This window comes from Micromonospora sp. WMMA2032 (assembly GCF_002688545.1).
Taxonomy (GTDB): Bacteria; Actinomycetota; Actinomycetes; order Mycobacteriales; family Micromonosporaceae; genus Micromonospora; species Micromonospora sediminicola.
On sequence record NZ_CP024052.1, the window covers coordinates 287,714 to 313,980 of the forward strand.

Sequence of the window (26,267 nt, forward strand, 5' to 3'; positions counted from 1 at the left end):
CCCGCAGTCGCGAACTGAGGTGACGCTGTGAGCACGAGGAGTGAGCCGGTTTTGCGAGCCCCGCAGTCGCGAACTGAGGTGACGCCGTGAGCACGATTCCCGCGACCCCGAGCGCGGCCACCGTCCCGCCGATCACCGAGGACCCCACCCCGCCGTCGGGCCGGCGGTCCCGCCGCCCCGGGCTCAACGCCAACTCGCGCTGGTTCCCGTACGTCCTGGTGTTCCCGCTGGCGCTGGTCCTGTTCGGCTACGTGGTCCAGCCGATGCTCGCGACCTTCGGCGAGAGCGTCGGGGTGGACGGGCCGGCGAACTGGGCCAGCTTCCTCACCGGCGACGGCGTGGCCCGCTCCGCGCTGGTCACGTCGCTGCTGATCTCGGCCGCGAGCGTGCTGCTCTGCGGCGTCGTCGGCGTGGCCATGGCGTTCCTGCTCAAGCGGTTCTCGTTCCCCGGCCGCCGGATCATCGAGGCGATCATCCTGGTGCCGGCGGCGCTGCCGCCGCTGATCGGGGCGATCTCGTTCCAGCTGCTCTACAGCGAGACCGGCATCCTGCCGCGCGCGCTGCAACAGCTGTTCGGCACGGAGAACCCGGTGCTGCCGTTCAGCGGCATCGCCGGCGTGCTGGTGGTGCACACGTTCACCATGTACCCGTTCTTCTACCTCGCCACGTCCGCCGCGCTCGTCGGCATGGACCCGTCGGTCGAGGAGGCCGCCTACAACCTCGGCGCGGGCCGGGTCCGGGTGTGGCGGACGGTGCTGCTGCCGATGCTCACCCCGGCGCTGGTCTCCGCCTCGCTGCTGGTCTTCATGACCTCGCTGGCCTCCTACACCGCCCCGCTGTTGTTCGGCGTGGACCGGACCATGACCATGCAGATCTACATCAACCGCACCAACGGCGACCTGCCGATGGCCTCGACCTACGCGTCGGTGCTGGCCGTGGTGTCGGTGCTGTTCCTGCTCGGGATGCGCTGGTACGAGGGTCGGCGCAGCTACCGCTCCCAGTCCAAGGGGGTGGCCAGCCACCGCCGCGAGCTGACCAACCCGTTCGCCCGCTGGCTGGCGCTGCTCGCCTCGCTGCTCGCCGTGGTGGTGCTCCTCGCGCCGGTGGCGACCATCGCCCTGGTGGCGTTCTCCCGGGACGGGTCGTGGACCACCGAGGTGATCCCGTCCGGCTACACCACGCAGAACTTCGTCACCATCTTCTCCGACCCGGACGCGTACCGGCCGATCCTCAACTCGCTGCAGATGAGCCTGCTCGCCACCGTCGGCTGCGTCGTGGTCGGCGTGCTCATCGCGTACGCGGTGCGCCGGCTGGACTTCCGCGGGCGCGGCCTGCTGGACGTGGCGGTCATGCTCGCCTGGGCGCTGCCCGGCACGGTGGTCGCGATCAACCTGATCTCGGCGTTCAGCACCGGCAACGCGTTCAGCTTCGGCCAGGTGCTGATCGGGACCTTCTGGATCATGCCGCTGGCCTACTTCGTGCGGTTCCTGCCGCTGGTGTTCCGCTCCAGCTCGGCGACGCTGGCCCAGCTCGACCCGTCGCTGGAGGAGGCCGCCCGCAACCTCGGCGCGTCCTGGTGGCGCGCGTTCGGCACGGTCACCCTGCGGCTCATGCTGCCCGGCGTGCTGGCCGGCGCGCTGCTCGCGTTCGTCAACGGCGTCGGCGAGTTCGTCGCCTCGGTGCTGATCTACACCTCGGAGACCGCGCCGATCTCGGTGGAGATCAACAACCGGATGTACTCGTTCGAGGTCGGCACCGCCGCCGCGTACGGCATGCTCCAGGTCGTCTTGATCTTCGTGGTGATGGTGGTCTCCGGCCGGCTCCAGAACGGTGGCCGGGCAGCCCGGGAGGGGGTCAAGTGGACGGCGTGACCGCACGCTGGGCCGACGGCGGCGGGCTGCTGCCCGCCGCCGGCATCCCCGGCGGCGAACTGGCCGACGTGGTCGCGGCGGCGGACTTCGCGGTGCTGCCGGTCGGCGCGGTGGAGTGGCACGGACCGCACCTCCCGCTGGGCGCGGACCTCGTCCTCGCCGAGGGCTTCGCCTCCGAGAGCGCCGCGCCCGGGCCCGGCCCGCGCGGCGTGCTGTTCCCGCCGGTGGCCTACGCGGCCTGCCCCGGGCAGACCCGGCCCTGGCCGGGCACGGTGGCGATCCGGCCGGAGATCGCCGTGGGCTACCTCGCCGACGTGATCGAGGGCATCGTCGCCGCCGGATTCCCCCGGCTGCTGGTGGTCAACGGCCACGACGCCAACATGTCCACCGTCCGGGCCGCCATGGAGTGGGTCTCCGGCCGGCGCACCGCCAGCCTGCTGCTGGTCAACTGGTTCCAGCTGGTCACCCCGGCGGAGACCGCCGAACTCTACGGCGACGCGATCGCCCGCGGTCACGGCGGCGCGTACGAGACCTCGGGCGTGCTCGGCTTCGCGCCGGAGACGGTGCGCCTGGACGCCGTCGCCGACCTGCCGCCCCGGCCCAAGCTGCCGGTGGACCACCCGTACGTGCTGGTGGAGTCCCGGCCCGACCCGTGGCAGGGCTGGTCCGGGCACGTCTCGCTGGCCACCGAGGAGGCCGGGCGGACGGTCCGCGCCACCGCCGGCGCGCGGCTGCGCGAGATCGTGGCCGCCTGGGTGGCCGCCCCGCCACCGGCCCCGCCCACCGCCGACCCGCTGCCGCAACCGCCCACCGCCGACCCGCTGCCCGAGGAGGACGCGTGACCGTCGACCGGGGACTGGACGTCGTCGACTTCCACCTGCACTTCCGCATCGGCGCCGACGAGACGGTGCACGCCTGCGAGGAGGCCGCCGGGATGCACCCGGGCGGTGAGCGCGAACGGGCCGTGCGGGCCGCCGGGTCCGCGCCGTACGCCCGGGGTGGCGTCGGGCCTGGGGCTTCCCGGACCCCGAGCCGCCGGCCGAGCGCTGGCAGGACGAGGCGGACCGGTGGGCCGAGGAGCTGCGCGCCGCGCGGGTACGGCGGGCCGTGTTCGTCACCGGCGGCGGCAACGACGCGGTCGCCGACGTGGTCGACCGGCATCCGGACCTGCTGCTCGGCTTCGCCCACCACGACCCGTACGGACCGGACGCCGCGGCCGAGCTGGAACGCGCGGTCACCGAGCGGGGCCTGCGCGGGCTGAAGCTGTTCGCCCCGCTGCTGCGGGGCCCGCTCGACCACACCGACCTGGACCCGCTCTGGGGCACCGCCCAGCGCCTCGGCGTGCCCGTCCTGATCCACATCGGGCACTACGGCAGCGCCGGCGGGCTCAGCGTCGGCCGCCACGGCGGACCGGACGAGTTGGCCCGGATGGCCCGCCGCTTCCCCGAGCTGGCCGTGGTGGTGCCGCACTTCGGCGTGCAGCACGTGCAGGAGCTGTTCTTCACCGCGTGGGGCTGCCCGAACGTCCACATCGACACGTCCGGCTCGAACCAGTGGGTGCGCTGGATGCCGTACCGGCTCACGCTGGAGGACCTGTTCCGCCGCTGCTACGAGACGATCGGGCCGGACCGCATCGTCTTCGGCAGCGACTCGTCCTGGTTCCCCCGCGGCTACGTCACCCGCTACCTCGACGACCAGCTCCGGATCTGCCACGAGATGGGCATGCCCGAGGAGCACCTGCGCGCGATCTTCGCCGGGAACGCCGAGCGACTGCTCGGCCTGACCGCGGACCGGAAGGAAACCCGATGAGCACGCTGACCACCTACCAGCGCAACCACCTGGCGCCGACCTACGACCACCACGTCGGGCGCCTCTACCCGGCGATGGTGCGGGCCAGCCAGGCGCACGTGGTGATGCTGACCGAGCAGGGGCTGATCCCGGCCGACCGGGGCGCCCGGCTGCTGCGCGGGCTGGCCGAGCTGCGCGCCGACACCAGCGCGCCACCGGCGTACGACGGCGGCTTCGAGGACACCTACTACCTGCTGGAGAAGCGGCTCGCCGAGGCGTGCGGCATCCCCACCTCCGAGCTGGACGTGCAGCTGGCCCGCAGCCGCAACGACCTGGACGCCGGAGTGTTCCGGATGCTGCTGCGCGACCAGCTCGTCGAGGTGCTCCAGCGGGTGGTCGACACCGGCCGTACCGCGCTCGACCGGGCCGACCGGTACGCCGACGTGGTCATCACCGGCTACACCCACCGCCGGCCGGCGCAGCCCACCACGATCGGGCACGCCCTGGCCGGCTACGCCGAGGCGCTGACCCAGCAGGCGGCCACCTACGCCGACGTGATCGACCAGCTCAACGTCTCCCCGCTGGGCTCCTGCGCCTTCGCCGGCACCGACCTGGACATCGCCCCGGCCCGGGTGGCCGAGCTGCTCGGCTTCGCCGGCCTGGTCACCAACTCGTACGAGGCGGTGGCCGGCGCCGACCACCTGGTCCGGGTCGGCACGCTCAACGCGCGGGCCCTGGCCACCGGCGCGCGGCTGGCCCGCACGCTGATGGACTGGCTGAGCTGGAACTGGGTCACCACCCCCGGCGACTTCACCCAGGGCAGCAGCATCATGCCGCAGAAGCGCAACCCGGTCGTGCTGGAGCACCTGGTCTCGTACGCCGGGCAGGCCGCGGCGGACGCCGCCTCGGTGCTCAACAACGTGGGCGCCGCCTGGTGGGAGGACTCCAACAACGCCACCACCGACGTGCAGGTGCGGCTCTGGGAGAGCAACGACCGGGCCGAGCGCTTCTTCGCCCTGGTCGGTGGCTTCCTGGCCGAGATCGCGCCGCTCAACCCGCCCAGCCGGGAGGAGATCGTCGCCTCCGGCGCCACCACCACCGCCGCCGCGGACGCGCTGACCCGCCACGGCGTACCGTTCCGGGCCGCCCACTCGGTGGTCGGCCGGCTGGTCCGCGCCGGCGGGCCGGACACCTGGACGCCCGAGGGCGTGCGGGCCGCCGCCGCCCCGATCGCCGGGGCGCTGGACGACGCGGCCGTGGCCGACCTGATCGCCGCCGCCGTCCGTCCGGAGCTGGTGCTGCGGCGGGCGCAGGCGGACGGGCCGGGCGCCGCGGCGGTCCGCGCCCAGGTGGGCGCGCTGCGCGCCGCCCTCGACCCGGTGGCGGAGCGGCTGGGCGCGGTGCGGAACCTGCTGCGCGCGGCGGACGAGGCGCTGGACGCCGTGGCCGCCGAACTGGGGGCGCGGTGAGCGTGCGACTGTCCGACCCGCCCGCCGCCGGTGCCCGGAGGACCGGGCTGCTGCTCGGCATCGACTTCGGCGGCACCAAGATGGCCGTCGGGGTCTCCGACGCCGACGGTCGGCTGCTGGCCCACCGCCGGGTGCCCACCCTGGCCGAACAGGGCGCCCCGCAGGCGCTGGCCCGGGCGCTGGACCTCGCCGGCGACCTGGTCGGTGAGGTCGGCGGCCCGGTCGCCGCGGCCGGGGTCGCCTCGCCCGGCGTGGTCCGCCCGGACGGCATCGACCTGGCGCCCAACGTGCCCGGCTGGGAACGGCTCCGCCTCGCCGACGCGGTCCGCGACGCGCTGGACGTGTCCCGGGTCGCGGTCGACAACGACCTGAACGCCGCCGCCCTGGCCGAGCTGCGGCTGGGCGCCCTGCGCGGGGTCGACCCCGGCCTCGTGGTGGGAATCGGCACCGGGATCGCGGCGGCCGTGACCGTCGGCGGCGCGGTGCTGTCCGGGCACCGCGGCGCGGCCGGCGAGATCGGGTACGCGGTGGCCGGCGGTCCCTGGCCGGGGACCATGCTGGAGCGGGACTTCTCCGGGCTGGCGCTGGACCGGCTCGCCGCCGACCTCGACCTGCCGGGCGGGGCCGCAGGGCTGGCCGCCGAGGCCGAGCGGCCCGGCCCGGTCCGCGACGCGCTGGCCGCCCGGGTGGACGAGGCGGCCCGGGCGCTGGCGACCTGCTGCCTGCTCCTGGACCCCCAGCGGCTCGTGCTGGTGGGCGGCGTGACCCGCAGCGACCTGATCCGGCGGATGCTGGTCGACCGGTTGACCGAGGCGCTGCCGCACCCGCCCGACGTGGTGCGCTCCCGCTTCGCCGACGACGCCGCGTTGTTCGGCGCGCTCACCCTGGCCCGGGAGGCCGTGCCGGCGGTGCGCTGAGGGACGCTCCGGGCGGCGGCGTGGCTGTCGTCTGCGTCACATTTTCCGGCGTCCCGGGAAGTGGACGCGGGCGCGCCGTCGAGCAGCCGATCCCTTGTCCCGCAACAACTGCGCGCCCGGCGCGGCCGGGTCGCCAGCCGGTCGTCGGGGGTCGCGCCGGCACACACCGGAACGGCCCCGACACCGGTGGTGAAGAACGATCAGACTTCGGCGATCTGCGAATTTGCGGCCGTCATTACGCTGCGGGTGGTTGATCGCCGGAACCACGGACGACAGGTGGAAGAACCTCAGATGAGTGACAATCACCCTCCCTACGGAGGCTATCCGGACCCGAACGCCGGAGCGTGGGGCAACCAGCCCGACCCGAACGCCCCGTACGGCGCGCAGCCGGGCTCCGGCGCGCCCTACGGCGCCCAACCGGCGTCCGGCGCCCCCTACGGGACCCCGCCGGGCTCCGGCGCGCCGTACGGCGCCCAGCCCGCGGCGCCGTACCCGGGTCAGCCCGCCGCGCCGGGCGGCTATCCCGGACAGCCCGCGCCGTTCGCGCCGGTCCCGCCGAAGCGCGGGATGACGAAGGGCCTGATCGTGGGCCTCGTCGCCGGCGCGGTCACGCTGACGCTGCTCTGCTGCGGCGGTGGGCTCGCCTACGTCGCCTTCGGCGGGGACGAGGACGACCCGAAGCCGGTCGCCTCCGGGAGCGCGACCCCCGGGCCGGGCACGCCGACCGCCGCCCCCAGCGAGTCCGGGCCGGCGTCGACCGGGCCGGACGAGCCGTCCAACAACGACGCGCTGACCGCCCGGTACTCCAGCGAGATGTCCGCGGTCTGCGAGGGCGGCGCGATCCTCAACGCCGCCGCGTACACCGGGCCGTCGAGCGCGAAGGCGTTCGTCTTCTCCAACGCCCCGGACCGGCCCACGTTCTGGTCGCAGAAGTCGTTCAGCTCGGACAAGAGCTACTACACCAAGTCGGCGGACTTCGCGACCGCGTCGGTGATCGGCTGCCTGAAGGTGGTCGAGGGCAGCGAGGGCACGCCGAAGAAGTGCCAGTACAAGAACACCGACGGCAAGGTCGTCACGGTCAACTACATCTCGTCGCGGTACACGCTGACCTTCCACGCGGCCAAGACCGGTGAGAAGATCGGCGACGGCGGCACCGTGACCGCGCCGGCCAGCCGCTGCCCGAGCTTCATCTCCTACAACAAGGTGACGTTGAAGTCGTACGCCGCGCCGGACAGCGGCACCATCGAGGCCGCGCTCGACCGCTTCCTCAAGTAACGCGTCACGCGCACGCCACGGCCCGGAACGTCGACCCGACGCTCCGGGCCGTTCGCGTCGCCGGCTCAGGCGGTGACGTCGACCGGGCCGTCCCGCTCCGCGCGGGCGCCGCCGGGGGCCCGACCGGCGGCTCGGCACGCGGCCGGGGTGGGCGGGGGAACGGGGCGCAGACGACCAGCACCCCGAGGCCGAGAGCGACGAAGAAGCCGCCGAGCGGCACCACGTCGCCGAGCAGGCCGGCCGCCGCCGCGCCCAGGACGGTCGCCACGCCGACGCCCAGCCGCAGCACGCTGCTCGTCCGGCCCAGTTCGTCGCGGGCCACCACCCGCTGCCGGTGGGTGGCGGCCAGCACCGCGGTCCAGACCGCGGCGGCGAGGTTCACCGCGAGCAGGCCACCGATCACCGGCACGCCGGCGCCCAGCGGGAGCGACGCGAAGGACAGACCGAAGGCGATGTTCGCCGCCCAGGTGCTCCGCCACAACGGCACGCGGTCGCCGTACCGCGACACCGACCAGCCGCCGAGCACCCCGCCGACCGCGCCGACCGCGAGCACGTATCCGTAGTGGCTGACCGGAAGCCCTCGTTCGGTGACCACGAAGACCGCCAGCACGGAGAGCACCGCCGCCGCGGCGAAGGCCCGCGCCACCGCGAAGGCGAAGAGCCCGCGCAGGACCGGGTCGGAGAAGGTCGTCCGGAAGCCGGCGGCGAGCAGCGTCACCGCGCCGGCCGGTCCGGCCCGGCCGACCGGCGCCCCGCCCGGGGGCCGCCTCGGGGTGGGCACCCGCCCGTTGCAGACCGCCGCCGCCACGAACGAGACGGCGTCGACGAGGAAGGGCAGGACCGGTGCGAGCCCGAACAGGAAGGCGCCGGCGCCGGGTCCGGCGAGACTGTTGGCCGTGGTGGTGACCGACGCGACGCGGCCGTTGACCACGCCCAGGTCGGACCGGTCGAGCGCGTCGGCGAGGAACACCTGGACCGCGCTGAAGTAGACGACCTCGGCCGTCGCGAGGACGAAGATCAGCAGGTAGACCCACCACACCGTGACCGCGCCGAGGACGAGGGCCACGGTGAACACGGTCGCGGCGGCGGCCCGGACGAGGTCGACCAGGACCACGACGCGCTTGGCCGGGTAACGGTCGGAGAGCAGGCCGCCGAAGAGCACGAAGAGCACGCCGGGAACGCTGTTGACCACGTACGCCGTCGACAGGGTGTCGGTTCCCGCCCCCACCGCCAGCAGCAGCAGCGGCAGCGCGGTGTAGCGGAAGCCGTCGCCCAGCGCGGAGAAGCTGGTGGCGGCGAGGATCAACCGACCGGCGCGGCCACCGCCGCGGGGCACGGCCGTCACCGCCGGCGGACGACGATCGCGGGTCCGGCCGGCGCGACGTGGTCGCGGACCAGGGCCCGGATCGTCTCCGGTGGGCTGTCCCGCAGTGCCGTGGGTGTGTCCACGGCGGCATCGACGGCGAGCAGGCCGGCGCGCGCGTCGTACTGCGCGAGCGTCTTCGGCTCGTCCAGGTACCCGCCCAGGTAACCGGCGCCGGCGGCGGCCAGGCTCGCCGCGTCGACGTCGTGCCGCAGCACGTCGAAGGAGCTTTCCAGCAGCCGGCACACGTCCGCGGCGACCTCGCCCCGGCACTCGGTGACCGCGACCACGACGGCCCGGTCGGCGAGGAACTCCTGGCGGTACTCGATCGACCGGATGGCGTGCCGGCGCTTGAGCTCCCGCTGGATCGCGACGGTCAGCCCCCGGTCGAGCGCGCCGTTGAGGCAGTGGCCCGCGGCGGCGTGCGGGGACCGCCGCCCCGGCACCTCCCGGGCGCAGCACACCACCACCCGGTCGGCATCGGGGACGTCCCGCGGCACCGGGGACGAGGTGAACGACGTCCAGGGCAGGTCGGGGAGCGAGACCGCGTCCCCCGGCTTCGGCTCCGTGTACCGGCCGGAGCCCCGCCACGGGTCCCGGGGCCCGACCGCGCTCAGGTGTGCGCCGAGCCCGACCGCCGCCCGTTGCCAGTCGAGCAGCTGGTCGACGCCGAGCCCGGCGAGGTCCTCGACCGGGCCGGAGAGCGGTCGGGCGGCCCAGCTTCCCGGCGCGTACCTGCCGAACACCAGGGGCCAGAGCCGGGGCATCAGCTCGAAGCGCCGTTCCGCCAGCTCCTCCCGGATCACCGGCAGCTCCTCGGCGACCAGACGGGCGGTCAGCCGGAAGTCGAGCCACCACCGCTCGAGCAGGGCGACGATGCCCGGCGCTGCCTCGGGCGCGCAGACGACGTCGACCTGCATCGTCTCCCGCGAGGTGAACATGCCCAGCCGGGCCCCGCGCAGCGGCGAGTCCGGCGGCTCGGTCTCGACCCGCCGGAACAGCAGGTGCTCCAGCAGGTGGCTGGTGCCGGTGGGCGCGCCCACCAGCTGTTCGAGCGCCGGCCCGCCCACCGTGGCCAGGCAGAGGTAGGTGTTGGCCAGCGGGCGTTCGAGCCAGCGGTGCGTGATGGTCGGCCGCATCGGGTCCTCCGGTGTGTGCGGGGTGGTCGCGCGGCCCGCCTCAACGGCCCAGCGCGATGAGGTACAGCGGCAGTTGGTCCGCTCCGCGCAGACCGAGGGTCTCGGCGAGTCCCTCGTCGTCGAAGGCGCCGACCGGCAACGCGCGCAGGCCGGCCCGGGCGGCCGCGTCGAGCAGGCACTGCGCCAGGTGCCCGGCCTCCAGCAGCAGGTAGCGGTAGCCGCGCAGGCCGTAGCGCTCCTGGTAGCGGGGCTGGCGGCCGGTCAGCACCACCCAGTTCGGCTCGCCGGCCACCTGGGCGAAGGCGTGTTCCCGCACCGCACCGGCGTCGACCACGCCGACCGTGGGCTGCTCGTCGCCGGCACAGGCCAGCACCGCACCGGCGTGCGACTGCACGAGGTGACCACGCACCGCGTACAGCCCGCCGGCCGAGGGATAGGCCCGGCGGCCGTCGCGGTCCCGGCCGAACACCTCCCCGGTCACCTGACGGGCCGCGGCGTCGACGTCCGGTCCGGCCGGGCCGAAGCGGCGCGCCGACGCGGGTCGCGCCACCGCCGGACGTCGGCCGGGCTGCTGTCGGGGCACCCGCAGCGTGGCCACCGGCGGTCCCTCCGGTGGCAGCCCGGTGAGGGCGTGGAACACCAGGGCCGCCGACCGTCGGTCGGTGACCCTACGGGCCTGATCTCGGTCTCGCACCGGCGCCGCCTCAGCCGGTCTGGAACAGTCGCAGCAGTCCGGCGCCTCGGATCGCCGCAGCGTCCAGCAGCCGCTCGGGCAGCGGCCCGCCGGGCACCGGAAGGTCGGCGGCGACCGGTGAGATCACCTTGCGCACCACGATGCCGTCGGCTCGCAGCCCGGGGGTGTCGAGGTCCACGCTCACCGCCCGGTAGTGCCGGCGTAGCCGGTCGAAGTGGAAGTTCGCCTCGAACGCGGCCACGCCGGCCGGGTTGAGCGGGTCCGCCACCACCGGTGCGGCCAGCGGCGCCGGCGCACCGGCCGGTACGCCCCGGTGGTGCAGCATCAGGGCCTCCTCGAAGGCGTGGGCGGCGGCCTCGGCGACGGTGGGTGCGGCGGCGCAGCCGCCGACGTGCGCCGCTCCGGTGTCCGGGTCGTGCAGCGTGACCACGCAGACCGACGCCAACGGGTCGGCGCACAGGTACAGGTAGGGGTCCCGGCCGAGCTGCCGGGCGACCTGGTCCAGCTCCCGGGCCCAGACGCCCGGGTCCAACCGGTGCATCCGGCCGGCGGGCCAGTGGCGCGCGACCAGGTCCCGCTCCGCCACTTCGAGCAGCCCGCCCTGCTCGGCGAGCAGGGCGCTGGTGTGCGCCGCGGTGCCCGTGCTGGTACGCGGGACGCACGGGCGGTCACCGGCCACGGCGGGAACGAGGCAGGCCACCTCGGTCGGCACCCAGCACGGCCGTCCGTCCACCAGCGAGGTCGCCGACGTCCACGGCCGTGGGGCGCGCGGGTCCACGGCCGGGTGGGGGAAGTCCGCTGCGGCCCGCTGCGCGTCGGTGAACGGCTCCGGCACCACGACGGACTGGCCGGCGGGCAGGTCCTCGCGGGCGCAGGTGACCGTCCGGGCGGGACGGCGGTTGAGCGCGAAGCGTTCGGCGGCCTCCAGTGCCGCCCGCGCGGTGGCGAGGCCGGCCAGCGGGGAGACCGCGGCGGACCGGACCGGGCGTACCGGATCGGTCGCGGCGCCGAGCGCGACGGTCAGCGGGATCGCCGCGTCGATCTCCTCGTGGTCCACCCACGGCTGGAAGACCGGGCCGTCCGGCGGATCGGTCCGCGCCGCCCGCCGCACCGACCGGGGTGGCCGGACCCGCTGCCGCGACCCACCACGCAGGTCGCGCAGGTGGATGTCGACGCCGTCCGGGTCCACCTCGCGGGCGGCGACGACCGCCGACACCACCGAGGCGGGCAGTGCCCGGCCGGCGGGATGCGCGAGCCGGTGGCCACCGTCGATCCGGGCCGACAGTTGCGGGTCGAGCTGGCCCAGCAGCGACCGGAGCCAGCGGTGGTCGGTGCCGTTGCGGACCACCGGTCCCACAACCAGCCAGCGGCCGAGGACGAGAACGGGTTGGTGCGGCACGGCGCCGGCGAGGGCGGCCAGCGCCGCCGCCCACGGTGCCGGCCGGTACGCGCAGGCCGCCACCGGCACCGCCGCGGCCGGCGCGTTGCGGCAGGCCGTGACCAGGTCGTCGGCCGTCCACCAGCGGCCGAGCCGCCAACCGTCGTCCGGCGCGTCGAGCAGGACGTGCTCCGGCAACGGGACCGTGGGTTCCCGCGGTTCTCCGCCCGGGACCGGCGCGCCGCCGGCGAGACGCCGCGCCTGGGTGAGCACCGCGGCCGGGTCGGGGGAGCGCAGCCGCCAGCCCCGCGCCCCGTGCCGGAGCAGGGCCGAGGCGCCCCGTTCGTCCACGCTGACGATGTCGCAGGTCGCGGCGACGTCCCGCCACGCTCCTGCGACGTCCACGGCCTCCGGCGCGGTCACGCGGGTTCCAGACGGGCCCCGCTCGCCAGCGCGTGCCAGTCGGTCGGCAGGTTGCCCCGGCTGCCGTGGTCGCAGCCGTCGCAGATGGCGAACTCGGCCGGCCGGCCGAGCAACTCGGTGCGCCAGCGGCTCATGATCGTGTCGGTGTCGTCCACGGTCAGGTTCGCGTAGCGGTGGCGGCTGCCGACGTCGTTGCTGCACGGCAGCAGGTCGCCGTCCCAGGCGACGAAGAGGGACTGCTTGCGGAACAGGCAGTGCGCCTGGTCGGGCGCGCCGGGACGCGAGGTGAGCTGCATGATCGGCAGGGTGCCGCCGCGGCCCTGGACCTCGATCTGGCGGAACCTGCCCCGGGACAGTCCCCGTTCCTCGATCCAGCGGTGGAAGTCGTCCACCTCGTCCTGGTTGATGTCCATCTTGACGAAGTTGAGCGCCACCAGGTCGGGTGCCACCCGGATCGCCGCCTCCAGGTTCGCCACCGAGGCGTCCCGCTTGTCCCGCCCGAAGATGGTGGCGAACCGCTCCCGACGCAGGCTGTGGATCGACCACTTCAGCAGCGACAGGCCGGCGTCGCGCAGTGCCGTCACCGTGTCGACGTCCATCCGGAAGCCGTTGGTGACCGCGACGATCGGGAACCGCTCCTCCGGGCCGAGGGCCTCCCGCATCCGCCGGACCCACGGCACCAACCGCCGGTGCAGCGTGGGTTCGCCGATGCCCTGCAGGATGATCCCGGGCGCCTCGATCGCGGCGGCGAACTCCAGGAACCGGTCGAACGTCTCCTCGCTCATGTCGCCGAGCGGGCGCAGTTCCTGGCGGGGGCACATCATGCAGTCCGCGTTGCACCGGTTGGTGATCTCCAACTCCAGCGACGGTCGCGGCGTACGGATGGCCGACACGTCGACCAGCAGCCCCACCTCGACCAGCGTGGCGAGCGTGCGGGCCAGGTCGTCGGCGTGTGAACCGGCGGCGAGCACCAGCGCGGCGGTGGACTGCGGGTGTTCGAACCGGCCGAGCAGGCGGGTGATCCGGTCGGTGGCGGCCACGCCCTGCTTCGCGCCGCGCCAGAGGTCGAGCCGACGGTAGACCCGGGGGGTGTCCTCGGTGTACCGCCGGGTGCCGGTGAGCTTGACGAACGGCGCCAGCACCAGTTCGGCCGGCAGGTCGCCGGTGGTCTGTGTGGTCATGGGTTCACTCTCATCTTCCAGCGGTCGAGGTCGACGGTGACGGTGCGGCCCAGGGACGGCGACCGGAACGACTCGCCTACCGGCTCGCCGGCGACTTCCGGCACGTCCGGCCGCCCGTCCTGCGCCACCGCCATGAACATCGCGAAGGACCGGTCCACCGCCCGTTCGAAGATCGGGTCGAGGTCGGCGAACTCCGCGTGCAGCTCCGCCAGCCGGCGGTCCAGCCGCACGCGTTGCCGATCCGCCTCCGGGCCCTGGGCGTCGGCGGTGGTGTAGTTCTGCGCCAGGGCGTACGGCACGTGCGCCTCGAGCAGATTGATCCGGTAGCGGGTGGGGTCGTTCCAGACCGGCGAGTCCCGTTCCAGGGCGAAGGTCCCGACGGAGGCGTACGAGATGTGGTCCCGGTTGCGCCGGATCATCTCGAAGGTGGCGCGGGCCTCCTCGTCGGTCTCGCCGGGGAAGCCGATGAAGAACATCCAGCCGACCGGGATGCCGGCCCGCTTGAGCAGCTCGGCGTGCCGCTCCACGTCGGTGAGCCGGATGCCCTTGCGCATCAGGTCGGCCACCCGCTGGGAGCCGGCCTCGATGCCGTTGACCAGCAGCACGCAGCCGGAGTCGACCAGGCTGCGCACGGCCGCCTCGGTGAGCATCGGCTTGTCCACGCGCGCCTCCGCGGTCCACCGGAACCGCCGGTCCGCGGTCGGCCGTGCCGTCGCGGTCTCCGCCGGAACGTCGGCGATCGCGGCGAGCCGGCGGGCCAGGTCGTTGATCTCCCGCGGCGGGATGGCCTCGTCGACGAAGTACAGGTAGGAACCGTCGACCGCGCTGATCGCCTTCAGGGCGTCGTCGACGGCGTCGGCGCCGAGCCGGAAGTAGCCGTCGCCGTATCCCTCGTGGTGGGTGCAGAACGCGCACTTGCCCCAGTAGCAGCCCTTGCTGGTCAGCAGCGGGTAGATCGGCTCCGGGGTGGGGTAGAGGTGGTCCAGGTCGGTGAAGTCGGGCGCCCCCGCCGGCGGGCCGGTCTGCGGGGCGGCGCGCCGGTAGGTGACGGCCCCGTCCCGGATCCGGGCGACGCCGTCGACGTCGACGTCGGTCGCCCCGGCCGCCAGCGCGGTCAGCAACGCGGTGAGCGGCTCCTCGCCCTGGAAGGCCACCGCGTAGTCGACGTCGTGCCAGAACGAGGTGTCGTGCGCCAGCACCTCCCGCCGGACGTGGGTGACGGCGTTGCCCCCGATCACCACCACGGTGCCCGGCTGGTGTTCCTTGACCAGTCGGGCGATGAGCAGCGCCGGCGCGAGTTGTTCCAGGTAGGCGGCGCTGAGGCAGACCACCGCGCAGTCGCGGTAGCGCCCGCCCCGGACGTCGCGCTCCAGCCACCGGCCGAGGACGCTGTGCCGCAGGCGGTCGACCAGGGCGGGCCAGTCCTGCTCCGGCGTGGGCACCGGCCGGGTCAGGCCGTGGTGCCGCAGGTCGTAGGAGAGCGCCAGGTCGGCGAAGCGCAGCGTCCGGGACGCCCGGGCGACCGCGCGGGTGCTCCGGTAGGTCGCCAGGTCCCGCAGCGCCTCCCAGGCCGACGACCCGCGAGCCGCCAGATATTCCAGGCTGAGCCGGACCCGCGTCGGGGTCGAGGGGGCCAGCTCCGTCGGCTCGACGCCGCCGGTCCACAGGGCGTGGAAGAACCGGATGTTCGCGTCGTCGGTCCGGCAGGTCACCGGGCTGCTGGCGTGCAGGTGCCCCTTGAGCAGGTACGGAGCGAGGTACGGCATGTGGTAGTAGGTGGCCGGGGGAAAGATCAGGGAGGTGTGCACGACGGGGGCTCTCCTCCGGTCGTCGGGGTGCCGGGCGGGACGTGGCGTACCGGCTGGCCGCCACGTCCCGCCGGCGTTCCGTACTGCTCAGGCCGGATCGGTCAGAACGCGACGTTGCAGCACATCGACAGCGACTCGAAGCGTCCGAGCTCGTCGAACTCGATCTCGACCACCTCGACCTCGTTGACGTCCGTGAGTTCGATCGCGGCACTCTCCGTGATGGCCGCGTCGGTCATGGTGGACATCGCGATCACCTTCCCTTCGTATCGCGCGTCGGCTCGTGATCCACGCCGCGAGCCGTGGACGGCAATCTATGGCAAAGGTTTGTCGAGCTGAACCCCTTGATCCAAGGGGTGGTAGCGGAGGGCGCAAACTTTCCCGCCGCTGAGCCGCTAATCAGTATCAATTCGCTTCACCTGCCTGTCGGACGGCACGGTTTGCTACCGAGGGTGAAGGGGTGGGCCGGGGTGGCCCAACCCGAGGCAGGGGTGCCCCCGGCGTGCTCAGGGGTTGCCATCGGGCGAGCGCCGCGATCGAGGGCCCTCGGGAACGGGGGGGGCCGTGCGGACCTGACCGGAGACCGAACCGGTCTCGAGCGCGGTTCGAGCGCCGCGCCGGACGCTGGGGCGCGACGCCGGTTCCTGACCCGGCGTCGCCGTTCCCGCCGTCGCGAAGGGACCCACCGGTGACGCATCGCCCATCCCGTCCGGCTTCCGCCCCGGGCCGCCCGACCGCCCGGGAGGTCCGCCGATGACCCGCCGAGTCGTCATCACCGGCATCGGTGTCCGCACCCCCGGGGGGCGCGGTGCCAAGGAGTTCTGGGACCTGATCTCCAGCGGGCGCACCGCGACCCGGCGGATCTCCTTCTTCGATCCCGCGCCGTTCCGTTCCCGGGTGGCCGGCGAGTGCGACTTCGACCCCGAGCTGGAGGGGCTGAGCCCACGGGAGATCCGCCGCATGGACCGGGCGAGCCAGTTCGCCGTGGTCTGCGCCCGGGAGGCGGTGGAGGACAGCGGGCTCGATCCGTCCGAGGTCGACCCGACCCGGATCGGGGTGAGCCTCGGCAGCGCGGTGGCCGCCGCGACCAGCCTGGAACGGGAGTACCTGGTGCTCTCGGACAGCGGGCGACGGTGGCTGGTCGACCACGACTACCTGTCGCCGCACATGTTCGACTACCTGATCCCCAGCGTCATGCCGGCCGAGGTGGCCTGGACGGTGGGCGCCGAGGGGCCGGTCACCATGGTCTCCGACGGCTGCACCTCCGGCCTGGACGCGGTCAGCCATGCCGCCGACCTGATCCGCGAGGGCAGCGTCGACGTGGCGCTGACCGGTGCGGCGGACACCCCGGTGACTCCGATCGTGGTCGCCTGCTTCGACGCGATCAAAGCCACCACCCCCCGCGACGACGAGCCGGAGCGGGCCTCCCGCCCGTTCGACGGCACCCGCAACGGCTTCGTGCTGGCCGAGGGGGCGGCGATGTTCGTGGTCGAGGAGTACGAGCACGCCCGCCGCCGGGGCGCCCACGTCTACGCCGAGGTCACCGGCTACGCGACCCGCTGCAACGCGTACCACATGACGGGTCTGAAGAAGGACGGCCGGGAGATGGCCGAGGCGATCCGGGTGGCCCTGGACGAGTCGCGGGTGGACCCGACGGCCGTCGACTACGTCAACGCGCACGGCTCCGGCACCAAGCAGAACGACCGGCACGAGACGGCCGCCTTCAAGCGCAGCCTCGGGCAGCACGCGTACGGGGTGCCGGTCAGCTCGATCAAGTCCATGGTCGGCCACTCGCTCGGCGCGATCGGCTCGATCGAGGTGGCCGCGTGCGCGCTGGCCATCGAGCACGGCGTGGTGCCGCCGACGGCCAACCTCACCACCCCCGATCCCGAGTGCGACCTGGACTACGTCCCGGTCACCGCGCGGGAGCGGCGGCTGGACACGGTGCTCACCGTGGGCAGCGGCTTCGGCGGGTTCCAGAGCGCCATGGTGCTGCGCGCGGCGGGTGGTCGGCGATGACCACGCCCGTCCTCGTCACCGGTCTCGGCGTGGTCGCGCCGAACGGGCTCGGAGTGGACGACTTCTGGTCGGCCACGCTCGCCGGGCAGTCCGGCATCGCGCCGCTGGACCGGTTCGACGCCGGCCGGTACCCGGCCTCGCTCGCCGGTCAGATCGCCGACTTCGACGCCGCCGCGCACCTGCCCAACCGGCTGCTGCCGCAGACCGACGTCTCGACCCGGCTGGCCCTGGCCGCCGCGGAGTGGGCGTTGCGCGACGCGGCGGTCGGCCCGGGCGACGTCCGGGACTACGACATGGGCGTGATCACGTCGAACGCCTCGGGTGGCTTCCAGTTCACCCACGGTGAGTTCCGCAAGCTGTGGTCCCAGGGGCCGCAGTTCGTCAGCGTCTACGAGTCGTTCGCCTGGTTCTACGCGGTCAACACCGGGCAGATCTCGATCCGGCACGGCATGCGCGGCCCGGGCGCGGTGCTGGTGGCCGAGCAGGCCGGCGGGCTGGACGCGCTCGGGCACGCCCGGCGTACGGCCCGCAGGGGCACCGCGCTGGTGGTCAGCGGCGGGGTGGACTCGTCGTTCGACCCGTGGGGCTGGGTGTCGCACCTGGCCAGCGGCCGGGTCAGCCCGGTGGCCGACCCCCGCCGGGCCTACCTGCCGTTCGACACCGCCGCCAGCGGCTACCTGCCCGGCGAGGGCGGGGCCATCCTGGTGCTGGAGCGGGCCGACGCCGCCGCCCGCCGCGGCGCCCCCCGGGTGTACGGGGAGATCGCCGGCTACGCCGCCACCTTCGACCCGCCGGCCGGCAGTGACCGTCCGCCGGGCCTGCGGCGGGCGGCCGAGTCGGCGCTGCGCGACGCGGGCGTACGCCCGGACGAGGTGGACGTGGTCTTCGCCGACGCGGCCGGCGTGCCCGAGCTGGACCGGGTCGAGGCGGCGGCGATCCGCGACCTGTTCGGGCCGGCCGGGGTGCCGGTGACCGCGCCGAAGACGCTCACCGGCCGGCTCTACTCCGGCGGCGGGCCGTTGGACGTGGTCGCGGCCGTGCTCGCCATCCGGGACGGCCTGATCCCGCCGACCTGGCACACCGGCGACGTGCCCGCCGACTACGGCATCGACCTGGTGCGGGACGCGCCGCGGGAGGCGCCGGTGCGGACCGCCCTGGTGCTCGCCCGCGGCCGCTGGGGCTTCAATGCCGCGGTGCTGGTACGCGCCGCCGCCGCGCCGGTCCCGGCGGCCTGACCTCCGCATTTCCGACCCGGCGCCGCCCGGCGCCGGTTCGCCGACCGAGGAGAGACGACATGCCCCTGATGACTCTGGACGACCTCCGCGACATCCTCGTCGAGTGCGCCGGCGAGGACGACTCGAACGACGTCAGCGGCGACATCGCCGACGTCCCGTTCGAGGACCTCGGATACGACTCGCTGGCCCTGATGGAGACCGCGGCCCGGATCGAGCAGCGCTTCGGGGTGCGCCTGCCGGACGAGCAGGTGATGGACCTGGGGACCCCGAAGGCCGTCCTCGACGCGGTGAACACGGCCGCCGCCACGGCCTGAACCCGCCGACGAAGGGAGGTCACCGTCATGAGTGGATCGAGCCGGAGCCGGCGCACCGAGCACACCGCGGTGGTGCCGGGGTCGCCCGATCAGGTCTTCGAACTGGTCGCCGAGGTGCGTCGATGGCCGGTGGTCTTCGGGCCGACCGTCCACGTCGAGCACTTCGGCCGGGACGGGGACCGGGAACGGTTCCGGATCTGGGCGATGGTCAACGACCGGGTGAGCACCTGGACGTCGAGCCGCGTGCTCGACCCGGTCGACCTGCGGATCCGGTTCGCGCAGGACCGCAGCCAGGCGCCGGTGGCCTCGATGCGGGGCGAGTGGCTGTTCCGCCCGGCGTCCGGCGGCGGCACCGAGGTCCGGCTCAGCCACGAGTTCACGGTCGTCGACGACGATCCCGACGCGTTGAACTGGGTCGGCACGGCGGTGGACCGCAACAGCCCGGCCGAGCTGGCGGCGCTGGCCCGCGTCGCCGGCCTGGCCCGGCCGGTGGGCGAGCTCGTGGTCGAGTTCGCGGACACGGTCACCCTGCCCGGGTCCCCGGCGGACGCCTTCGAGTTCGTCGACCGGGCGGACCGGTGGGCGGAACGGCTGCCGCACGTGCGGCGGGTCCGCCTCACCGAGGACGAGCCGGGGTCGCAGACGCTGGAGATGGAGACGGTCACCGGGGACGGCTCCACCCACCGCACCCGCTCGGTGCGGGTCTGCCGCGCCACCGACCTGATCGCCTACAAGCAGTTGGAGGTGCCGCAGTTGCTGCTCGGACACAGCGGCACCTGGACCTTCGCCGACCGGGACGGCGCGACCGAGGCCACCGCCCGGCACCTGGTGCTCGTCGACCCGGAGGCGGCCACCGCGCGGTTCGGCGGCGCGGACCCGCTGGCCGCCGCCCGGGCGTACGTGCGCGACGCGCTCGGCGCCAACAGCCGGACCACGTTGGCCCGGGCGGGCGAGTTCGCCGCCGCCCGGCGAGCGGCCGACGCGGCGGCGCGGTGAGCGCCCCGACCACGCCGGTCGCGCCGGCCGGTCGGCTGACCGAGGTCGCCGACGGCGTCTACGCCTTCACCCAGCCCAACGGCGGATGGTGCCTGAACAACGCCGGTGTCCTGGTGGGCGGCGACGGCGCCGTGGTGGTGGACACGGCGGCGACCGAGGCGCGCGCGGCCCGCCTGCGCGAGGCGGTGGACGCCCTGGGCGCCGGCCCGGGCCGGGTCGTGGTCAACACGCACCACCACGGCGACCACACCTTCGGCAACGCCGCCTTCGGCCCGGGGACGACGGTGGTGGCCCACGAGCGGGCCCGGGTGGAGATGGCCGAGACCGGGCTCGCCCTGACCGGGCTCTGGCCGGACGTGGACTGGGGCGACGTGCGGGTGGTGCTGCCCACGCTGACCTTCCGTGACGCGCTGACCCTGCACCAGGGGGAGCGGCGGGTGGACCTGCTCCACGTCGGGCCCGCGCACACCACCAACGACGTGGTGGCCTGGTTGCCGGCCGAGCGGGTGCTCTTCGCCGGCGACGTGGTGCTCTCCGGCTGCACCCCGTTCAACCTGATGGGCTCCATCGAGGGGGCGCTGGCGGCGGTGCGGCGGCTGCGCGAGCTGCGGCCGGCGACGGTGGTCTGCGGTCACGGCGCGGTGACCGGACCGGAGGTGTTCGACCTGACCGAGCGGTACCTGCGGTTCGTGCTCGACGTCGCCCGGCACGGGGTGGCGCAGGGCTGGTCGCCGCTGCGCGCGGCGCGCGAGGCGGGCCCCGGCGAGTTCGCCCACCTGCTGGACCCCGAGCGCACCGTGGGCAACCTGCACCGGGCGTACGACGAGGTGCGCGGCGGCGCCCGTGGTCGCCCGTTGGACGTGGTGGCGATTTTCCAGGAAATGGTGGACTTCAACGGGGGTCAGTTGCCCGAGTGCCGGGCCTGACCGGCCGACCGCGGTGCCGGGGGCGGTTCGCGTGAAACGCGACGACCGCCCCCGGCATTCGCCTGCCCCGTTCGTCGGGGAGAGTATTTCCGGTCGGTAAAATTGTGTCGGCAGATGTGTCGGGCGGCCCGGTTTTCGCCGGCGCTCGTTTGGAACTTCTGTCGGATAGTGTGTTGCGAGCCCGGCACAAATCACCGACCTCGACCGAACTCCCAGGTCAACGCAACTGTCCGAAATGGTTGTGGCGTCGGTCACGCCTCGTTGGGTGTCCCATCCCCCATCTATGATTGTCGACAGGTGTGAATGCACCGGGGGAATGCCGGTTCGGCCCCCGTCGTGGGAATTGCGAGTGCGACGGGAAGGTGCGAGTGCCGATCGGCCTTAATTGTCCGTGAACAACGCCTGGCTCGGGGGAATCAAGGTGCGCTTCAATCTGCTCGGTCCGCTGGAAATCGTCGCCGACAACGGTAGGGCGGCGACGCTGAGCACACCCAAGGTGTGCCAGGTGCTCGCCCTGCTGCTCATCCGGCCCAACGAGATCGTCAGCGTCGGCGCGCTGGTCGAGGAACTCTGGGCGGACCACCCGCCCCGCAGCGCGGTGACCACGCTGCAGACGTACGTCTACCACGCCCGGCGCATCTTCGCGCAGCAGGAGCTGGTGCGGCCGGACCGGGAGCTGCTGGTGACGCGGCCGCCCGGCTACCTGGTCGACGTCACCGAGGACGAGGTCGACGCCGCCGTGTTCACCCGGCTCACCCGCCGTGGCCGCACGCTGCTCGACGACGGTCGCCTGGAGGAGGCGTCCCGGGTGCTGCGGGAGGCGCTCGACCTGTGGCGCGGCGCGGCGCTCGCCAACGTCTCCGCCGGCACCGTGCTGCGCGGCCAGATCACCCACCTGGAGGAGCTGAAGATCCGGGCGATCGAGCTGCGGATGGAGGCCGAGCAGCGACTGGGCCGCCACCGGGAGCTGATCCCCGAGCTGCGTGCGCTGGTCTGCGCCTACCCGCTCAACGAGTGGTTCCACGCGCAGCTCATCACCGCGCTCAACCGGTCCGGCCGGCGGGCCGAGGCGTTGCAGGCCTACCACGACCTGCGTCGCATCCTCGACGAGGAACTGGGGGTCCTGCCCACCCCGGAGGTCCAGCAACTCCAGCTGGAGCTGCTGAACATCGGTCACCTGCCGCTGCCCGCCGACCGGGACCGAGCCGGCGTCGAGTTGTCCTCGAGCCCCTCCTGACACGGTACGGGCGACCGCCAGTCGTCCGTACCAGGAGGAGGCAGGACGTGCGCGATCAATTGTCCGAACGAGACGGTCTGCGGGCCGCCGCCGAGCAGGTCGCCGATCTGGCCGGCAAGCGCGCCGGCGCCGCCGAGGCGGAGCGGCGACTGCACCCGGAGGTGGTCCGGGCCGTCCTCGACGCCGGGTTCGCCCGGCACTTCGTGCCGGCCCGCTGGGGCGGCGACGCCGGGACGTTCACCGAGGTGTCCCGGGCGGTGGCGGCGATCGGCGAGAGCTGCGCCTCCACCGCCTGGTACGCCTCACTCACCGCCGGCCTGGGCCGGATGGCCGCCTACCTGCCCGCCGCCGGCCAGGCCGAGCTGTGGCGCGACGGTCCCGATCCGCTGATCGTCGGCGCGCTGATGCCGCTGGGTGAGGCGACGCCCTCCGACGGCGGTTGGCGGCTCACCGGCCGGTGGCCGTACGTGAGTGCGATCGAGTTCTCCGACTGGGCGCTGGTCTGCGCGATGGTCCGGACCGACGGCGGGCCGCAGGCGCGCTTCTTCGCCGTCCCCCGGGCGGCGTACACGATCGAGGACACCTGGTTCACCGTCGGCATGCGGGCCACCGGGAGCAACACGCTCGTCCTCGACGACGTGCGGGTGTCCGCGGAGATGTCCTTCACCCGCGACGTGCTGACCGTCGGCACGGCGGCCGAGGCGGACGCGCCCTGTCACCGGGTGCCGCTCAAGGCCGCCAACGGCCTGGGGTTCGCGGCGCCGATCCTCGGCACGGCGACCGGCGCGCTGAAGGTGTGGACGTCGTGGATCGCCGAGAAGGTGCGCACCGCCCCGGCGAACGGCATCACCGGCGGCCCCGGCTACGACGCGGTCCTGGCCCGCTCGGCGGCCGAGATCGACGCCGCCCGCCTGCTGCTGGACCGGGTCGCGGCGGTCGTCGACGGCGGGCCGGTCGGCGCGCTGGAGACCGCACGCAACGGCCGGGACTGCGCGTTCGCCGTGGACCTGCTGGTCGGCGCCGTCGACCGGTTGTTCCGGGCCGCGGGCACCCGCGCCCAGGCCGACGGCAACGCCCTGCAACGCGCCTGGCGGGACGCCAACGCCGCGGCCAGTCACGTCGTCCTGCAGTTCGACCCCGCCGCCGCGGCCTACGCCGCGCAGGCCTGGCACCGCCCCTGACCGAAGGAGGACCCCGTGGTCGACCCCGCCCGGCCGGACGCCGGATTCATCGCCATCGTCACGCTCCGCACCGACGGTCCGGAGCAGCAGCGCCAGCTGCTCGACCTGCTCGTCCCCGACGTGCAGGAGTGGGTCCGGCACTGTCCCGGCTTCATCTCCGCCAACTACCACGTCAGTACCGACGGCACCCGGCTGGTCAACTACGCGCAGTGGGCCAGCGAGGAGGCGTACCGGGAGTCGTTCAAGCGCAACCCGCGCGCCGGCGCGCTGCGCGCGGCACTGGCCGCGATCCCCGGTGTGCAGGGCCCCGAGATGACCGGCTACACCCTGGCCCGCAGCATCCCGGCCGCCGCCGTCACCGAACCCGCCTGATCCGTACGTCCCCTGTGGACGCGACGTCGAGCCGGCCTCGACCGGCCGCTGCGACCGTTGCTGCGCGCCCGGCGGCGCACGGACGCCGCCCGGGTTCACCCCGAATCGAGAGGACCGCAATGACCACTCGCACGACCTGGAAGCGCCGGCTGCTGGCGGTGGCGGCGCTGGGCGCGGTGGGGCTCGCCGCCACACCGGTTCCGGCCGCCGCCACCACCGGTGCGGTCGCCCCGACCGGCGCGGCCGCCGACAACCTGCTCCCGCCGACCGTGACCGGCACCGTTCCGGTCGACTACAGCTGCTACGTCACCTTCCCGGGCGGGTCGACGACGGTGCCGTTCAGCCTCACCTTCACCGCCTCGGCGCCGCAGAAGGTGGCGCCGTACCGGCCGTTCGCGGTCACCCTCGACCCGCAGGAGTGGACCCCGGACCCGAAGTTCAACCAGCAGGTGCGCACCGTCAAGGTCAGGTACAAGTTGCCGGACAACGCCTGGTACGTCTGGCACACCCTCTCCGGCGGCAAGAACCTGACCACGCCGCCGCAGGCGCAGTACGACTGGTCGACCCGGGTGCTCACCATCACCGAGACCGGCCCGCTGCCCGCCAGCGTGCCGTTCGACCTGCCGACCGTCACCGTCTACCTGCTCTCCGGCCCGAGCGGCACCGCCCGGACCACCACCGGCGGGACCAGCCTGACCGACCCGTCCTGGACCTGGGTCCGCACCGACCTGGAGGGCGTGGAGCGGCCGTTCGACTGCAACCCGGCGGCCCCGGTGGTGTTCACCAGCACCACCATCGGATGACCGACCGGCACCACGGCGGGCGCCGGACCTGGTCCGGCGCCCGCGTCGTCCGACCGTCCGTACGCGGAAAGGAAGCAGGACATGACCGACAAGCCCGTCGCACTGGTCACCGGGTCCTCGTCCGGGATCGGCGCCGCAGTGGCCCGCCGGCTCGGCGGCGCCGGCTACCGCGTGGTGGTGAACTCCGCCCGGTCCCGGGAGGCGGGGGAGAAGCTCGCCGCCGAACTGCCCGACGCCGTCTACCTCGCCGCCGACGTCGCCGACCCGGCCGGTTCCGCCGGGCTGGTCGAGGCCGCCGTGCAGACGTACGGCCGCCTCGACGTCCTGGTCAACAACGCCGGCCGGACCCGCCTGATCCCGCACGCCGACCTGGCCGCCGCCACCGGTGAGGTGTGGCGGGAGATCCTCGACCTCAACCTGATCGGCACCTGGCAGACCACCGTCGCCGCGATGCCGCACCTCACCGCGACCGGCGCCGGCGCCGTGGTGAACGTGTCCTCCGTCGCGGGCAGCCGGCCCGCCGGAAGCTCCATCCCGTACGCGGTCAGCAAGGCCGCTGTGGAACACCTGACCCGGTTGCTGGCCAACGTGGTCGGGCCCCGGGTCCGGGTGAACGCCGTCGCGCCCGGCCTGATCGAGACGCCGTGGACGGAGTCGTTCACCGCCATCGCCGAGAAGGTCCGGGAGAGCACCCCGCTGCGCCGGGTCGGCCGGCCCGAGGACGTCGCCGAGGCGGTGGCCGGCCTGGTCGCCGCGACCTACGTCACCGGCCAGGTCGTCCTGGTCGACGGCGGCGCCCACCTCATCTGAAGCCGGAGGCAACGCATGAAGCTCGCCGTGAACCTCGTCTACCAGGACGCCGCGCTGCTCGCCCGCACCGCCGAGGAGCTGGGATACGCGGTCGCGCTCGCGCCCGAGGGATACCGCTCCGAGGCGGCCAGCCTGCTCGGCGCGGTGGCCGCGAGCACCGACCGCATCGGCCTGGCCTCCGGGGTCATGCAGATCCCCGCGCGGACACCGGGACTGGCCGCGCTGACCGCGGCGACACTGGACGCGCTCAGCGGCGGGCGGTTCCGGCTCGGCCTGGGCGTCTCCAACGCCGAGGTCTCCGACGGCTGGTACGGCGTGCCCTTCGACGAGCCGTTGCGCCGCACCCGGGAGTACGTCGACATCGTCCGCGCCGCGCTGCGCGGCGGCCCGGTGCGGTACGCCGGCCGGCACTTCCGGCTGCCCCGCGACGGCGCGGGCAGCGCGCCGCTGCACCTGCTCACCACCCCGCTCCGTGCTGACCTGCCGATCTGGCTGGCCGCCGTCGGTCCGAAGAACCTGCGGCTGGCGGGGGAGATCGCCGACGGGTGGATCGGGGTGTTCACCTCGCCGGCGCTCGCCGCCGAGGCGATCGGCCAGGTGCGCGCCGGCCGGGAACGCGTCGGCCGGACGATGGTTGGGTTCGAGACGCTGCCCTGCCTGCCGACCGCGATCGCGGACGACGTGACCGAGGCGGTGGACCTGGTCCGCGGCCAGTACGCGTACCTGCTCGGCATCGGCGACCCGGAACGCAACGTCTACGTCGCGCTGGCCCGGCGCCTCGGCTACGTCGGCGAGGTGGAGAAGGTGCACGACCTGGTCCTCGCCGGCGACCGGGTCGCCGCCGGCGCGGCGGTGCCGGAGGGCTTCGTGCTCCAGACCGCGCTGGTCGGGCCGCCGGACCGGGTGGCGGGACGGATGCGCGAGTACGCCGAGGCCGGCGTGACCACGCTGGGCGTCATGGTGTCCGCCGCCGCGACCGACACCGCCGGCCGGGTGGCGATCCTGCGCCGCGCGGCGCAGGCGCTGCGCCGGGCCGGGCTGGCCGAGGACTGACGGCGACGTCGACGACGG

At 74.2% G+C, this 26,267-nt stretch carries 23 protein-coding genes and 1 pseudogene; 17 read left to right on the plus strand and 7 right to left on the minus strand.

Annotated features, from left to right (window positions below; all coding sequences use genetic code 11):
- The first annotated feature begins 86 nt into the window (after nucleotides 1-86).
- From CO540_RS01235 to CO540_RS01260, 6 genes and pseudogenes are all read left to right on the plus strand, one after another.
- Nucleotides 87-1,871: an iron ABC transporter permease gene (locus tag CO540_RS01235; RefSeq protein ID WP_091573934.1), complete on the plus strand. Its 1,785-nt coding sequence runs from the start codon at nucleotides 87-89 to the stop codon at nucleotides 1,869-1,871.
- Nucleotides 1,868-2,713 carry a creatininase family protein gene (locus CO540_RS01240; RefSeq protein ID WP_253866335.1) on the plus strand — a complete coding sequence of 282 codons (846 nt, stop codon included), beginning with the start codon at nucleotides 1,868-1,870 and terminating at the stop codon, nucleotides 2,711-2,713. Before CO540_RS01235 ends, CO540_RS01240 begins: the two co-directional genes overlap by 4 nt.
- A 223-nt stretch (nucleotides 2,714-2,936) precedes the next feature.
- Nucleotides 2,937-3,680 (plus strand): annotated as a pseudogene (locus CO540_RS01245) (amidohydrolase family protein); the annotation flags it as partial.
- Nucleotides 3,677-5,128 (plus strand): argininosuccinate lyase, encoded by a 1,452-nt coding sequence (locus CO540_RS01250; RefSeq protein ID WP_099160552.1) that lies wholly within the window; start codon nucleotides 3,677-3,679, stop codon nucleotides 5,126-5,128. The pseudogene CO540_RS01245 and the gene CO540_RS01250, both read left to right, overlap by 4 nt.
- The gene (locus tag CO540_RS01255; RefSeq protein ID WP_253866339.1) at nucleotides 5,125-6,045 is read left to right on the plus strand and encodes an ROK family protein; all 921 of its coding nucleotides are present in this window, start codon (nucleotides 5,125-5,127) and stop codon (nucleotides 6,043-6,045) included. Before CO540_RS01250 ends, CO540_RS01255 begins: the two co-directional genes overlap by 4 nt.
- Nucleotides 6,046-6,336: 291 nt before the next feature.
- A complete protein-coding gene (locus tag CO540_RS01260) occupies nucleotides 6,337-7,320 on the plus strand; it encodes a hypothetical protein (RefSeq protein ID WP_099160553.1) in 984 nt (327 codons plus the stop codon).
- 4 nt (nucleotides 7,321-7,324) lie between these two features.
- Here CO540_RS01260 and CO540_RS01265 read toward each other — a convergent pair whose 3' ends face one another.
- The 7 genes from CO540_RS01265 to CO540_RS30080 form a co-directional block, all read right to left on the minus strand.
- Complete coding sequence (locus tag CO540_RS01265; protein WP_157779036.1) at nucleotides 7,325-8,656, minus strand: MFS transporter; 1,332 nt, start codon at nucleotides 8,654-8,656, stop codon at nucleotides 7,325-7,327.
- 5 nt (nucleotides 8,657-8,661) lie between these two features.
- On the minus strand, nucleotides 8,662-9,822 hold the full coding sequence (locus tag CO540_RS30075; RefSeq protein ID WP_157779037.1) for an insulinase family protein: 1,161 nt from the start codon (nucleotides 9,820-9,822) through the stop codon (nucleotides 8,662-8,664).
- Nucleotides 9,823-9,862: 40 nt separating this feature from the next.
- Nucleotides 9,863-10,516, minus strand: coding sequence for a nitroreductase family protein (locus tag CO540_RS01270; RefSeq protein WP_157779038.1), 654 nt, complete (start codon nucleotides 10,514-10,516; stop codon nucleotides 9,863-9,865).
- 10 nt (nucleotides 10,517-10,526) lie between these two features.
- On the minus strand, nucleotides 10,527-12,317 hold the full coding sequence (locus CO540_RS01275) for a YcaO-like family protein (protein WP_157779039.1): 1,791 nt from the start codon (nucleotides 12,315-12,317) through the stop codon (nucleotides 10,527-10,529).
- Complete coding sequence (locus CO540_RS01280; RefSeq protein WP_099160556.1) at nucleotides 12,314-13,498, minus strand: radical SAM/SPASM domain-containing protein; 1,185 nt, start codon at nucleotides 13,496-13,498, stop codon at nucleotides 12,314-12,316. The genes CO540_RS01275 and CO540_RS01280 overlap by 4 nt, the downstream gene beginning before the upstream one ends.
- Nucleotides 13,495-15,306, minus strand: coding sequence for a radical SAM protein (locus tag CO540_RS01285; protein WP_099160557.1), 1,812 nt, complete (start codon nucleotides 15,304-15,306; stop codon nucleotides 13,495-13,497). Before CO540_RS01285 ends, CO540_RS01280 begins: the two co-directional genes overlap by 4 nt.
- Before the next feature lie 101 nt (nucleotides 15,307-15,407).
- Nucleotides 15,408-15,551, minus strand: a complete 144-nt coding sequence (locus CO540_RS30080) for a hypothetical protein (protein ID WP_157779040.1) — start codon at nucleotides 15,549-15,551, stop codon at nucleotides 15,408-15,410.
- 505 nt (nucleotides 15,552-16,056) lie between these two features.
- Between CO540_RS30080 and CO540_RS01290 the strand changes: the two genes are divergently transcribed.
- The 11 genes from CO540_RS01290 to CO540_RS01340 all read left to right on the plus strand — a co-directional run bounded on the left by CO540_RS01290 (nucleotide 16,057) and on the right by CO540_RS01340 (nucleotide 26,249).
- Nucleotides 16,057-17,322: a beta-ketoacyl synthase gene (locus CO540_RS01290; RefSeq protein ID WP_099160558.1), complete on the plus strand. Its 1,266-nt coding sequence runs from the start codon at nucleotides 16,057-16,059 to the stop codon at nucleotides 17,320-17,322.
- Complete coding sequence (locus tag CO540_RS01295; RefSeq protein ID WP_099160559.1) at nucleotides 17,319-18,557, plus strand: ketosynthase chain-length factor; 1,239 nt, start codon at nucleotides 17,319-17,321, stop codon at nucleotides 18,555-18,557. Before CO540_RS01290 ends, CO540_RS01295 begins: the two co-directional genes overlap by 4 nt.
- Before the next feature lie 59 nt (nucleotides 18,558-18,616).
- The gene (locus CO540_RS01300; protein ID WP_098744382.1) at nucleotides 18,617-18,871 is read left to right on the plus strand and encodes an acyl carrier protein; all 255 of its coding nucleotides are present in this window, start codon (nucleotides 18,617-18,619) and stop codon (nucleotides 18,869-18,871) included.
- Nucleotides 18,872-18,898: 27 nt separating this feature from the next.
- Nucleotides 18,899-19,867, plus strand: coding sequence for an aromatase/cyclase (locus CO540_RS01305; protein WP_099160560.1), 969 nt, complete (start codon nucleotides 18,899-18,901; stop codon nucleotides 19,865-19,867).
- The gene (locus CO540_RS01310; protein WP_099160561.1) at nucleotides 19,864-20,793 is read left to right on the plus strand and encodes an MBL fold metallo-hydrolase; all 930 of its coding nucleotides are present in this window, start codon (nucleotides 19,864-19,866) and stop codon (nucleotides 20,791-20,793) included. The genes CO540_RS01305 and CO540_RS01310 overlap by 4 nt, the downstream gene beginning before the upstream one ends.
- A 421-nt stretch (nucleotides 20,794-21,214) precedes the next feature.
- Nucleotides 21,215-22,030, plus strand: a complete 816-nt coding sequence (locus CO540_RS01315; RefSeq protein ID WP_172967775.1) for an AfsR/SARP family transcriptional regulator — start codon at nucleotides 21,215-21,217, stop codon at nucleotides 22,028-22,030.
- 47 nt (nucleotides 22,031-22,077) lie between these two features.
- Complete coding sequence (locus tag CO540_RS01320; RefSeq protein WP_099160562.1) at nucleotides 22,078-23,211, plus strand: acyl-CoA dehydrogenase family protein; 1,134 nt, start codon at nucleotides 22,078-22,080, stop codon at nucleotides 23,209-23,211.
- Nucleotides 23,212-23,226: 15 nt separating this feature from the next.
- The gene (locus CO540_RS01325; RefSeq protein ID WP_099160563.1) at nucleotides 23,227-23,583 is read left to right on the plus strand and encodes an antibiotic biosynthesis monooxygenase family protein; all 357 of its coding nucleotides are present in this window, start codon (nucleotides 23,227-23,229) and stop codon (nucleotides 23,581-23,583) included.
- 119 nt (nucleotides 23,584-23,702) lie between these two features.
- Nucleotides 23,703-24,386 (plus strand): hypothetical protein, encoded by a 684-nt coding sequence (locus CO540_RS01330; RefSeq protein ID WP_091573949.1) that lies wholly within the window; start codon nucleotides 23,703-23,705, stop codon nucleotides 24,384-24,386.
- A gap of 81 nt (nucleotides 24,387-24,467) precedes the next feature.
- The gene (locus CO540_RS01335; RefSeq protein ID WP_099160564.1) at nucleotides 24,468-25,196 is read left to right on the plus strand and encodes an SDR family NAD(P)-dependent oxidoreductase; all 729 of its coding nucleotides are present in this window, start codon (nucleotides 24,468-24,470) and stop codon (nucleotides 25,194-25,196) included.
- Between the two features lie 15 nt (nucleotides 25,197-25,211).
- Nucleotides 25,212-26,249, plus strand: a complete 1,038-nt coding sequence (locus CO540_RS01340; protein ID WP_099160565.1) for an LLM class flavin-dependent oxidoreductase — start codon at nucleotides 25,212-25,214, stop codon at nucleotides 26,247-26,249.
- The last annotated feature ends 18 nt before the right edge of the window (nucleotides 26,250-26,267 follow it).